The organism is Pseudoalteromonas sp. B131b, from assembly GCF_037162545.1.
Lineage (GTDB): Bacteria > Pseudomonadota > Gammaproteobacteria > Enterobacterales > Alteromonadaceae > Pseudoalteromonas > Pseudoalteromonas fuliginea.
Map to the genome: position 1 here is coordinate 3848548 of NZ_JARLUZ010000001.1, position 12314 is coordinate 3860861.

At 38.0% G+C, this 12314-nt stretch carries 6 protein-coding genes and 2 pseudogenes; 4 read left to right on the top strand and 4 right to left on the bottom strand.

Translation table 11 applies throughout. The features are described 5' to 3' along the window. Nucleotides 1-431 precede the first annotated feature (431 nt). Both P4S65_RS17585 and purU read left to right on the top strand, forming a co-directional pair. Nucleotides 432-2321: a hypothetical protein gene (locus P4S65_RS17585; RefSeq protein ID WP_337120686.1), complete on the top strand. Its 1890-nt coding sequence runs from the start codon at nt 432-434 to the stop codon at nt 2319-2321. Between the two features lie 201 nt (nt 2322-2522). After that, entirely contained in the window at nt 2523-3353 is an 831-nt protein-coding gene (gene purU, locus P4S65_RS17590) for a formyltetrahydrofolate deformylase (protein WP_007376083.1), read from the top strand. Nucleotides 3354-3453: 100 nt separating this feature from the next. Here the strand turns inward: purU and P4S65_RS17595 are convergent, their stop codons facing one another. Together P4S65_RS17595 and acs are read right to left on the bottom strand one after the other, a co-directional pair. Continuing rightward, nucleotides 3454-4104, bottom strand: coding sequence for a response regulator transcription factor (locus P4S65_RS17595; protein ID WP_007376082.1), 651 nt, complete (start codon nt 4102-4104; stop codon nt 3454-3456). 104 nt (nt 4105-4208) lie between these two features. Beyond that, nucleotides 4209-6149: an acetate--CoA ligase gene (gene acs, locus P4S65_RS17600; RefSeq protein ID WP_096793580.1), complete on the bottom strand. Its 1941-nt coding sequence runs from the start codon at nt 6147-6149 to the stop codon at nt 4209-4211. 443 nt (nt 6150-6592) lie between these two features. Here acs and P4S65_RS17605 point away from each other — a divergent pair. Both P4S65_RS17605 and P4S65_RS17610 read left to right on the top strand, forming a co-directional pair. Continuing rightward, nucleotides 6593-7761, top strand: a pseudogene (locus P4S65_RS17605) (DcaP family trimeric outer membrane transporter). A 267-nt stretch (nt 7762-8028) separates the two neighbouring features. After that, a pseudogene (locus P4S65_RS17610) lies at nt 8029-10136 on the top strand (TonB-dependent siderophore receptor). Between the two features lie 563 nt (nt 10137-10699). Here P4S65_RS17610 and recA read toward each other — a convergent pair. Both recA and P4S65_RS17620 read right to left on the bottom strand, forming a co-directional pair. Continuing rightward, nucleotides 10700-11743, bottom strand: a complete 1044-nt coding sequence (gene recA / locus P4S65_RS17615) for a recombinase RecA (RefSeq protein ID WP_007376078.1) — start codon at nt 11741-11743, stop codon at nt 10700-10702. A gap of 67 nt (nt 11744-11810) precedes the next feature. Further along, nucleotides 11811-12299 (bottom strand): CinA family protein, encoded by a 489-nt coding sequence (locus P4S65_RS17620; protein ID WP_337120687.1) that lies wholly within the window; start codon nt 12297-12299, stop codon nt 11811-11813. Nucleotides 12300-12314: the final 15 nt, after the last annotated feature.

Consider the following 12314-nt stretch of genomic DNA (forward strand, 5'->3'; position numbering starts at 1 on the left):
ATTATGTAAAGAACTCCCAACGAAAATAGTAAGTTATTTAATTCAATAAAGGGCTCATGTTTTTAGTAAAATTGGTATAAACACAAAGGCTGCACGGTGCAGCCTTCGTGTTTAAGTAAAAATTCAAAAGTGCTATCCATAGCTCACCTGAGCCAAAATAGATATATATCCAACACCAATTTACAACAGGCCAATTTTTGACAAAAAATCATTTACCCCTACAAAACCACTTCTTAAACCAAATTAACTTAATCTGTATAAAAGTATATTTCAAATCATAGAATATTACGCTTTAAAATAACATTAAACTGAACGACTTTATTGATATATAATCAAAAATAGAGCAAAGATAAAAATACTTTACCTGTATTAATTATTTTAATTACGCTTATATCCCTTTAATTGGGCATGCTGTTTAAAAGGAGCATTCAATGGCTTTTGATTATGGATCGATTGATCTTGGACTAAAAAACCCCTTCAAACTGGAAGGTAAAGCAACAGCATTAAGAGGACTCATTGAGTCTATAGCAGGTATTAGTTTACTTGTTATTGCTGCAGGCTCTGTGAAAGAAGATACAACCGCAGGTTGGATTTTAATGGTGTTTGGCATGCTTATTTTAGCATTCGGCATTCGCTCACTATCGGCAGGTATTTATGCAACACTTAAATACTTTGTAGGTAGAAACCACCCAACTTCACTTGCTTATAACTACAGTAAATCGCAAGCATCAACCGCTCAAGAAGAACAAAAAGAAGTAGCCTACACAGCGCAATCACTTGAAGAAATGCTGGTTGGTCGTAAAAACAGTACATTTAAAGAGCCTAATGGTTTTTTATCACGATTACTTCACAGCTTAATCCCTAAGTTATTGTTTCTACCATATCCTATTCGTAATGTTGCCCAGCGATTATTTGGCTCATGGGTAAGCACCTTTGTCGCCCTTATTGCTTATGGCCTTGTTGCATTTGTGTCTTTGTCGGGCTTTACCGGTGAAGCTGGGGAATTAGCATTTCCGGTTTATAGTGCAATATTAATGTTTTACGTTCTTTTTTCGTGGCGCTCTACAGGTAAACCTATCTCTCGAAATGCAGAAAAGAATATTGAAGCACTTGGTACTGGTGCGCTTGCAAAAATTATTTCTTTATCTTTTATTTTACCCATCGCTATTGGTCTTTCTATGTCATGGTTGATGAAAGAGCAGCGCATTAGTAAACAAGAAATAGATAACTGGCTTGAGCAACTACCTAGTCTTCACGCTGGAATGTACTTAATTGCAATTATTATATTAGCGACTCTAAGTTGTGCGCTTGCTTTTATCATGATCAAAGCGCGTTTAAATTCAGTTACCCCTTCAGCTGAAGTATCTGAACTACGTGAAAACTGGCAAGAGTCTGTTCATCCAGACGAGATTTTCATAAACCTCGATAACCTAGTAATGGCTAATCGTCGCTATAAAGAAGTACCTAACAGAGTTTACAGAGAATTAGACCCTAAGCTTCAAGAACAAATAGAAGGTAAAGGCGGTTTTAAAGGTGAAATGATCCAAGAGATTCAGCCTAAACTGCACTCAATGGACTTAGGTAAAAACTTTACACTCGCGAGATTACTTGCTTTGGTGAGCGGTAACTTACTTTATATTGTAGCGTTAGCATTTACTGTGTTTTTAGCGTATTCGTTTATTAATATTTACCATTACATTGATGCGGCAAATATCAATAGCTTTAAACAAGCATTTAATAACCAACATGTTATTCAATTTAGTGAACTATTAATGACAAGCTTTCACTTATTGCTAATAGGTATACTTATTAAAGCATTTGCACAATTGCTAACAAATACGGCTCATCTGTTTTTTGCCGAAATGCAATTTGAATCACTGCTTGTGTACTTTAAATGCGAAGGTACTTTTACTGAGTCTAAAATATCAACAGGTACTGGTATTCACGATAGCACCCGCTCAGAAAATACTTTAGTACGCAGTAGCATAACGCCTTGGATTATTGTTTCTCGTGTTATTTCTACTACGTTTGCTGCAACAGGTATGAAAAACCTTGAACATCCTCGCCACATTATGGAAATGCATAAAGACGAAGGACAATTGCAAGCAATCAAAAAAGACGTTATTGCGTTCTTAAAAGACCGCGAATCTATCGCCTCAATCACCAGTGAGCGCGATTTAGGTAATGCGTCACAAATACATCAACTAAACCAACAAACGCGCGCTATACCTACTCAGCAAGCGATAGCGAAAGATGATGAAGAAGCTGCCGGGTATTTAAGACAAGAAAAAACTTATCTCCCGAGCCCAAGAGTTAATTAACCTGAAACCTAGATAATTTTTATTAATGCCACCTTGGTAACTTAGGTGGCATTTTTTTACCCTCTATTCAATACTTTTTAACTTTATTACCTCTTTTGCACTCAACAACATGATTAATATTGGATTAGTTCACAAAGCCCTTGCTTTATGTGCCAAAACACAAATAATGAAAGGATTAATTACAGGGTAAGAATGAGGACAATGAGCTATATACTAACCACCCAATGTGCTGATGATGTAGGCTTAATAGCTAAAATCACAGGGCTTTGCCATAAAAATAATTTAAACATTACGCGTAACAACGAATTTGTAGATAAAGACGCGCAGCGATTTTTTATGCGTACAGAGCTTACAGGCGAGCCACAAAGCGACTTTTTAGATCAACTACGCGCATTGTTGCCAGATGGGGCTAAACTTGCGCTACATTGCGGCGCAAAAACTAAAGTAGTTTTATTGGCAACTAAAGAAGCTCATTGTTTAGGTGGTATGCTGTTAAAGCAATTTGAACAAACTCTTAATATTGAAGTACTCGCTGTAATTGCTAACTATGCTGATTTAGAGCCGCTAGCTAAAGGGTTTGGTGTGCCATTTCATGTTGTATCGCACGAAGGGTTAACCCGTAGCGAGCATGATGAAAAGGTAGGCGATTTAATTGCCAGCTACAACCCTGACATTATTGGCCTTGCCAAATACATGCGTATTTTAAGTCCTGAATTTGTGGGTCGATTTGAAGGTAAAATAATTAATATTCATCACTCATTTTTGCCAGCATTTATAGGTGCTAAACCTTATCATCAAGCATTTGAGCGTGGCGTAAAAATTATTGGTGCTACCGCTCACTTTGTTAATAATGAGCTTGATGAAGGTCCTATTATTTTGCAAGATGTAACCAGCGTTACACATGCGAATACCGCTGAAATGATGGCTAAAATGGGCAAAGATGTTGAAAAGACTGTCTTTTGTAAAGCACTTCAACTTGCCTCAGAACATAAGCTATTTATTAATGGTAATAAAACCGTGGTGTTTTCTTAGCATTATTCCAACTGCTTAATTATTCTACATATAAAAAATGCCAGCATTGTTGCTGGCATTTTTTTGCTCATAAATAAGCTAATAACTTTTTAAATGTAAATTATGCCTGCTCTATTGGTTCGAGCTTTAATTTAGCGGCAATTAAAACGGCTTGGGTACGATTGTACACACCAAGTTTTCTAAATATGGCTGTAATGTGTGCTTTTACTGTCGCTTCTGATATGTGTAGTTCATAAGCAATTTGCTTATTAAGTAAACCTTCGTGCAGATATTGCAGCACTCGGTATTGTTGAGGCGTTAATGAGGCAACTTGCGCTGCTATTTCTCTATCTTCACCTTCAATTTCAGCTACTTTGTTTTTTAACTCTTTTGGTAGCCATGTATCGCCTTCAAGTATTTGGTTAATTGCACTGGCAATATCATCAGACGATGACGATTTAGGAATAAAACCCATAGCGCCGTAACCCATTACTTTTGAAACGATATTCACGTCTTCACTACCCGAAACAACGGCTATAGGTAAACTTGGGTATTCTTCTCGAATACGAATAAGGCCATATAAATCACCATTACCTGGCATGTGAAGGTCTAGCAGTAATATATCAAGATCCTCTTGCTCGCTTAACACTTGCAATGTGCTGTCAAAATCGGATGATTCAAAAACGGCTAAACCTTCAAATTTTGCGCTCAGTGCGCCTTTTAGTGCTTCACGAAATAACGGATGGTCGTCCGCTATTAAAAACTGACTCATGGTTCACTCCTAATAAATTCGGCTGCCAGTTAGGTTTAAAACCCTTACTGACAGCCGATATACTACGTTTAGAATCAACTTGTAATCAAGTTTTTAACGCACATTTAACGATTTAATCTGTTCTCGATTAGTTCATCGACAACTGAAGGATCCGCAAGCGTTGACGTATCACCGAGTTGTTGGTGCTCATTTGCAGCGATTTTACGTAAAATACGACGCATAATCTTACCTGATCGTGTTTTTGGCAATCCAGGTGACCACTGAATCATATCTGGAGATGCTATTGGGCTTAGCTCTTTACGAACCCAGTTACGTACCTCTTTGGTTAACTCATCGCTTACCGCTACACCTTCGTTAGGCGTAATATATACATAAATACCTTGGCCTTTAATATCATGCGGGTAACCCACTACAGCTGCTTCAGCTACAGCTTCATGCGATACAAGTGCACTTTCAATTTCGGCAGTCCCTAAGCGATGACCCGATACGTTTAATACATCGTCCACGCGACCTGTGATCCAGTAATAACCATCCTCATCACGACGACAACCATCGCCTGTAAAGTATACTCCTGGGTAGGCGCTAAAATAAGTTTGTTCAAAACGTTCATGGTCGCCATAAACAGTTCGCGCTTGCGATGGCCAGCTATCTAAAATAACTAAATTACCATCTACAGCACCTTCGAGTGTACTACCTTCGGCATCAAATAATGCAGGCGCAATACCAAAAAATGGATGTGTTGCAGAACCTGGTTTTGTATCAGTAGCGCCTGGAAGTGGTGTGATCATTATGCCACCGGTTTCTGTTTGCCACCATGTATCAACAATCGGGCAATTAGATTTACCAATACTCTCGTAATACCATGTCCACGCTTCTGGATTAATTGGCTCACCTACTGAACCTAAAATACGTAAACTATCGCGATTTGACGAAGCTGTTGGCTCATCACCTTTGGCCATTAGTGCTCTAATTGCTGTAGGAGCGGTATATAAAATAGTCACACCGTGTTTATCAACTACTTCGCCCATACGCCCAGCTGTTGGATAGGTAGGTACACCTTCAAATACAACTTGAGTACAACCGTTTACTAATGGCCCGTACGCTATGTAACTGTGGCCTGTGATCCAACCTACATCGGCACTACACCAATACACATCATCTTCTTTTAAATCAAATACGTATTCATGTGTCATTGATGAGTAAACTAAGTAACCACCGGTGGTATGCACAACACCTTTAGGCTGACCAGTAGAACCTGATGTATACAATATAAACAAAGGATCTTCAGCATTCATTGGTTCTGGCTCACACTGTGCTGGTAAGTCAGCAACTAGCTCGTGCCACCATATATCGTGCTTATTCCAATCAACTTCACCACCGGTTAATTGGTGCACAATAACATGTTCAATTGTGGTTACAGAATCTTGCGCTACCGCTTCATCAACGTTTGCTTTTAATGGTACGCAATTACCTGCACGTCGACCTTCATCAGAAGTAATAACGACTTTAGCGCCCGAATCCCTAATACGGTCGGCAATCGCTGATGGTGAAAAGCCACCAAATACAACAGAGTGAATAGCACCAATTCGTGCACAAGCTTGCATTGCGTAAATGGCCTGAGGCGTCATTGGCATATAAATAGCTACACGGTCACCTTTTTTAACACCTAACTTTTTTAAGCCATTGGCAAATTTAGCCACTTCATCATGAAGTTTTTGATAAGTAATGTGCTCACTTTGAGAAGGATCATCACCTTCCCAAATCAGCGCCACTTTATCGGCTTTTGTCTTTAAGTGGCGGTCAATACAGTTATAAGAAGCGTTAAGGTAGCCATCTTCATACCATTTAATGCTGATATGGCCTTTATCAAATGAGGTGTTTTTAACTTTAGTGTAAGGAGTAGACCAATCGAGGCGTTTGCCGTGCTCATCCCAAAAACTTTCTGGATCGTCAATAGATTGCTTATAAAGCGTATTATATTTATTTTTATCAATGAGTGTTGCGTCTTTAATGTGCGCAGGAACTGGATAGATACTTTGTGACATCTTAGTCTCCATTTAAATTACTTGCCTTGGGCTCTTATCAAGGATTACTCAGCAGTGCTTTATTAAGTATTAGACCTTAGTTGTACACACCTTTAAATTCTTCAGTTGTAGTTTATAATTGGCTTGGTTTAATTATTTTACATAAATAATACAAGATGTTAAATGTAAGTAAATGCAAACTACTTATACCTTAAACCTTAGTCTTATAGACCAATAGGTAATTGAGTATATCTCGTACATATTTAACAGTGTTGCCGTACAATAATAAAATAATTTTGCTAAAACTTAACTAATCTATTATTTAACAAATAAAAATAGAATGTGTATTAGTAATGACAAGTCACGCAAAAAAGCACTTTTTATTCGTAAGTAATACCTTTAGCAAGTAATACAAAATAAATGAATAAAAAGTAATAAACAAGTAGCCTATAAAGGACACCAAAATGAAATTTACTCCATTAAAAACACTCGCAGCAAGTGCTGTTCTTTGCTCGCTTTCAAGCGCAACATACGCAGCAACTGTTGCAAAGGTTGGTGATACCGAATTTACTTACGGCGGATACATTAAACTTGACTCTATGTGGAGTGATTATTCAGCCGGTGCACCAGCAGGCACAAGTGTTGGTCGTGATTTTTACGTACCAAGTACACTTACAGTTGGCGATGATAATAGCTCTGATGCAGTTTTTGATATGCACGCACGTCAATCTCGTTTTAATTTTGGTACAGCCACGTTATTAGATAACGGTAAAACGGTAAAAACTAAAATTGAAATTGACTTTTTAGCGTCTGCAGCCGGTGGAAACGAGCGCGTTTCAAATTCATACGCACCACGCATTAGACATGCATTCATCACTTATGACGGTTGGTTATTTGGTCAAACTTGGTCAAACTTTCAAAACGTAGGTGCTCTTGCAGAAACACTCGACTTTGTAGGCCCAGCTGAAGGCACTGTGTTTGTTCGTCAATCTCAAATTAAATACACAACTGGCGCATGGTCTTTTTCATTAGAAAATCCAGAAAGTACAATTACGACAGCGGGCGGCACACGTGTTGCCACTGATGATGCATCACTACCTGATTTTACAGCACGTTATACTCACAAAGCTGATTGGGGTAACATCGTTGTTGCAGCACTAGCACGTCAACTTACTTATAAAGTCGGTGAAATTGACGCTGATGAAACATCATTTGGCATTAGCGCATCAGGTATGGTTAAGTTAGGTGAAGACAACCTTAAATTTATGCTTACCCAAGGGCAAGGTTTAGGCCGTTATGTAGGCTTAAACGTAGCACATGGCGCTGTTCTTGATGGTGATGATCTTGATGCTATTGATTCTACATCAGGTTTTGTAGCTTACCAGCATAAATGGAACAGTCAGTGGCGTTCAACGTTCTTATACTCTTTCTTCTCTGCTGATAACAATACCGATTTACTCGCTATCTCTGGTGATCCTACAGAATCAAGCCAAAGCTACAGCGCAAATATCTTATACTCCCCGTTAAACGCTTAACATTTGGCGCTGAACTAAAGCATGCTGAGCGAGAAACTGAAAGCGGCGTTGATGGTGATTTAGACCGTTTACAATTTTCTGTTAAATACTCTTTTTAATAGCTAAAAATCTAATTACTTCCTTAAGCGGCCTTGGCCGCTTTTTTAATAATTCAATTTAAGTTAAAAAACAAAGCATATTTTTATAAGCTGTATCGTTTATCCTAATCATAATATTATTTACAGACTAAGTAATTTACCCTAAAAAAATGTTAACGCGCCTGTAAATGATAATGGTTTTTGTTTGAGTTTTTTAATTCTAACTAGTAGAATGCCCTAATTATTTATATAAATTCAAATAATATTGAATATTAATTAAGGGAAAACATGAAACTCAATCGCACTTTTGCACTTTCTTCTTTAGTTTTAGCCATGGGTTTTTCAGCTCAAGCGCAAGAAACATCAACTAAGAATACAGTTGAAAATAATAATGAAAAAATGGAAGAAATATTAATAGTAGGTGTACGCCAAGATCGCGTTAGCAAAGGTGCTACCGGTTTAACAATGGAGCTTAACGAAACACCACAATCGATTAGTGTAATTGGCGCAGAGCAACTTCAAAACTTTGCAGCAAATAGTATTAATGATGCATTGAAAATGGCCACGGGTATTACTGTTGAACAAGGTGAAACTAACCGCACACGATATACTTCTCGCGGTTTTGATATTAAAAGTACTCAAGTTGATGGTGTTGGTCTACCTAATAATTGGGGTCTTGTTACTGGTGCTATGGAAAGCTATGGTTATGAGAAAATAGAAGTTATTCGTGGTGCTAATGGGCAATTAACAGGTGTAGGTAATGCTGCGGGCACTATTAACTATGTTCGAAAGCGCCCAACAAATGAAAATGAAGGTGAAGTAGGTATTTCTGTAGGTACTTATGGTTTAAAGCGCTTACAAGCTGATTATTCATTTTTGTTAACAGATTCTGGTAGCTGGGCTGCACGTGTTATTGGTGTTGTAGAAGGATCAGATTCATACCTTGATGGTTTAGAAAATGATCGTACTTACTTCTCTGCTGTAGTTGATGGGCAACTTACTGGTAATTCGACACTTTCATTTGGTGCTTCACATCAAGATGCAAATACAGATGGAACAATGTGGGGAGGATTACCGCTTTCATATGCCGATGGTACACAAGCAGAGTGGGACGTAAGTGCGAGCCCAACTCAAGAATGGACTAAATGGGACACTCTTAATACCACTGCTTTTATTGAATATACTTATGTATTTGATAATAACTGGGAAATTAAAACAACTTATAATTACCAAGACTCAGAAGATCAAAGCAAATTACTTTATCTTTATGACCCTTATGGAATGTTTGATAGTGAAACTAATTTAGGTTTAGTCAGTCTTCCAGGACGATATGATACAGAATTCTCAGCTGATTTATTTGATATAACAGCTAAGGGTGAGTACAGCTTGTTTGGTCAAGAACATGAGTTAATGCTTGGTGGAAGTATTTCGCAAAGCACATCTTACTCTTTTACCAACTCTTACGATGCAGCAACAACTGAAGCTTATGGCTTGGCGCCTGCTTTTCCATACGCATTAGATGCGATAGCTGAACCTATTTGGGGTGAACAAACCAAGTATGCTGATATTGATGTTACTTTGAAGCGTTTTTTGGTTCTACTAAATTAAACCTAACAAGTGACTTATTTGTTATTGCGGGCTTTAACGCTATCGATTATGAGCGTACAGGCTTTAGCCAAGGCGTTGATATAGATAATGATGAAAGTGAGATAAGCCCTTACCTTGCAACAACGTATGCAATTAATGATGATGTTAATGTATATGTGAGCTATTCCGATATTTATCAGCCACAAGAGCAGTACGATTACGATGGTAACTTTTTAGATCCAAGCAAAGGTGTTAATTACGAAGTTGGAGTGAAAACTCAATGGTTTGATGATCAACTACTTGCAACCTTTGCAGTATTTAGTGCCAAACAAGATAATATTGCAACTTATGCAGGGCTAAACGCATCTGGATTTACTTACTATAAAGGAGCTGATCAAGATACCCAAGGCTTTGAATTAGAATTAACCGGACATATAACTGATGATCTAAATGCTGTATTTGCATATACATACTTAGATATAAATGATGACGCAGGCGATAGTTCTCACGAATGGGAGCCTGAAAATGTTGTTAATTTTTCATTGGATTATACGCTGCCTCAACTACCTGAGTTTCAGTTTGGTTTAGCCGGAAAATGGCAATCAAAAACAGAAAATATAGCCAGTAATGTTAAGCAGGATTCTTATTTACTTATGAACGCATTTGCTCGATGGGATGCGAGCGAAGACTTATCAATTCAAGCTAACATTGATAACATCACAGATGAAAAACATATTACTAGCTTAGCCAATGTTGGTTTTTATGGCTCCCCTATTAGCGGAAAAGTTAGCTTAACTTATCGCTTCTAAAGTTCTATTTTAATTAGGTCGCATTCTTTAACTATTAGGGCGTGTTTATCTTTGGTGGTTGAATTTGCAGCAGCATATTTGGTTTTTAGGCAAGGCAGAGCCTATATAGTGTGGTTATTCCCCATAAATAGGCGATAACGCAGCATAAATACCAAATATGCGCTGCCCTTTGGATTCTTTCTAGGGACGATTAACTCTTTGTTGCTCGATTTTTACTTAGTCCACTAGGTTACAAATCTCACGCCGCGATTTAACCGCCCCTAGATTGAACAAATTTCAATCCACAAAGATCAACACGCCCTAAAGAATGCTTTTATCTGATTAAAACGTATAGCGTATGATCGCTCTGCTCTTCATTTAGTATAGTAATTACTAATGCAGTGCCTACTCATGCGCGATTTAACCGTAGATTTTATAGGTTAAATTACAAACAACACGTTTCTATGTGTCGTTTTTATCTTATCTACTTTAAGTTTTTAATAATAAAAAGCGCCAACCATTACTGGTTAGCGCTTTTTTAAAGCTCGGGTCAAATCAAGCTTAGAAACTCATTTTGATACAGCTTAAAGGTCTGCGTCGTCGCCTAACTTATCTTCACCATCTTCTGGTTCAATAGTTGCTTTTAGTAAAAGCATTTCGCGTAACTTACCTTCAATCTCATCTGCAATTTCTGGATTTTCTTTCAAAAATTTAATTGAGTTAGATTTACCTTGGCCTACTTTGTTGCCACAGTAACTATACCAAGCACCTGCTTTTTCAACAATTTTGTGCTTAACACCTAAGTCAATTAACTCGCCTTGCTTAGAAATACCTTCACCGTACATGATGATAAATTCAGCTTGTTTAAATGGCGGCGCTACTTTGTTTTTAACAATTTTAACGCGAGTTTCGTTACCAACAACTTCATCGCCTTCTTTTACAGAACCAATACGACGAATATCAATACGTACCGATGCGTAAAACTTAAGTGCATTACCACCCGTTGTTGTTTCTGGGTTACCAAACATAACACCAATTTTCATACGAATTTGGTTAATGAAAATACATAACGTGTTAGAGCGTTTAATATTACCAGTAAGCTTACGTAATGCTTGTGACATTAAACGTGCTTGTAGGCCCATGTGCGAGTCGCCCATGTCGCCTTCAATCTCAGCTTTTGGTGTAAGTGCAGCAACCGAGTCAATAATAACAACGTCTACCGCGCTTGAACGTACTAACATGTCACAAATCTCTAGCGCTTGCTCACCTGTATCTGGTTGCGATACAAAAAGATCGTCAATGTTAACACCAAGTTTTTGTGCATAAATTGGATCTAGAGCATGCTCAGCATCGATAAAGGCACATGTTTTGCCTTCTTTTTGAGCTTCTGCGATAACTTGTAAAGTAAGCGTTGTTTTACCAGATGATTCAGGACCGTACACTTCAACAATACGTCCCATAGGTAAACCACCTATGCCTAAGGCAATATCAATACCTAATGAGCCTGTAGATACAGATTCAATGTTTAACGCTTTGTTATCACCCAATTTCATAATTGAGCCTTTACCAAATTGACGTTCAATTTGTGATAGTGCTGCGTCTAACGCTTTTTGTTTGTTATCGTTCATTTTGTTCTCCAAATCCAGCTAATGGAACCAAGTATACTGTATGAAATCACAGTATCAAGCTAATTTTTTATTTTATCTCATCTATTGCATTTTTTAATGCAAATACAATAGCTTGTAACCTAACCTGAGCTCTATCACCAATAAATACTTGTTTAAATGTAAGCAACTTATCATTAATTTGTATGCCAAACCACACAAGTCCAACAGGTTTACCTTCAGTTGCACCACCAGGCCCGGCAATGCCCGATACAGCTATCGCAATATTAGCGTTTGTTGCTTTAATAGCACCTACTGCCATTTCTCGCACTGTTTGTTCGCTTACAGCACCATACTTTGCTAATGTACTTGCACTTACATTTAATAAGTCTTGCTTTGCTTGGTTGCTATAAGTGACAAATGCACGGTCAATATAAGCCGAGCTCCCAGGGGTATCGGTAAGGGCATAACTCACTCCGCCACCAGTACATGACTCAGCACTAGTGATCCATAAGCATTTATCCGTTAAAATAGCGCCTAATTGCGCAGCAAGTGTTTTAATCTCTTGATGTAATTCCATATTCAGCCTTTGGGT

Excerpts from the sequence above, each read along its gene's own strand:
- P4S65_RS17595 (WP_007376082.1), bottom strand. The coding sequence starts at position 4,104 with ATGAGTCAGTTTTTAATAGCGGACGACCATCCGTTATTTCGTGAAGCA.
- purU (WP_007376083.1), top strand. The coding sequence starts at position 2,523 with ATGAGCTATATACTAACCACCCAATGTGCTGATGATGTAGGCTTAATA.
- acs (WP_096793580.1), bottom strand. The coding sequence starts at position 6,149 with ATGTCACAAAGTATCTATCCAGTTCCTGCGCACATTAAAGACGCAACA.
- recA (WP_007376078.1), bottom strand. The coding sequence starts at position 11,743 with ATGAACGATAACAAACAAAAAGCGTTAGACGCAGCACTATCACAAATT.
- P4S65_RS17585 (WP_337120686.1), top strand. The coding sequence starts at position 432 with ATGGCTTTTGATTATGGATCGATTGATCTTGGACTAAAAAACCCCTTC.
- P4S65_RS17620 (WP_337120687.1), bottom strand. The coding sequence starts at position 12,299 with ATGGAATTACATCAAGAGATTAAAACACTTGCTGCGCAATTAGGCGCT.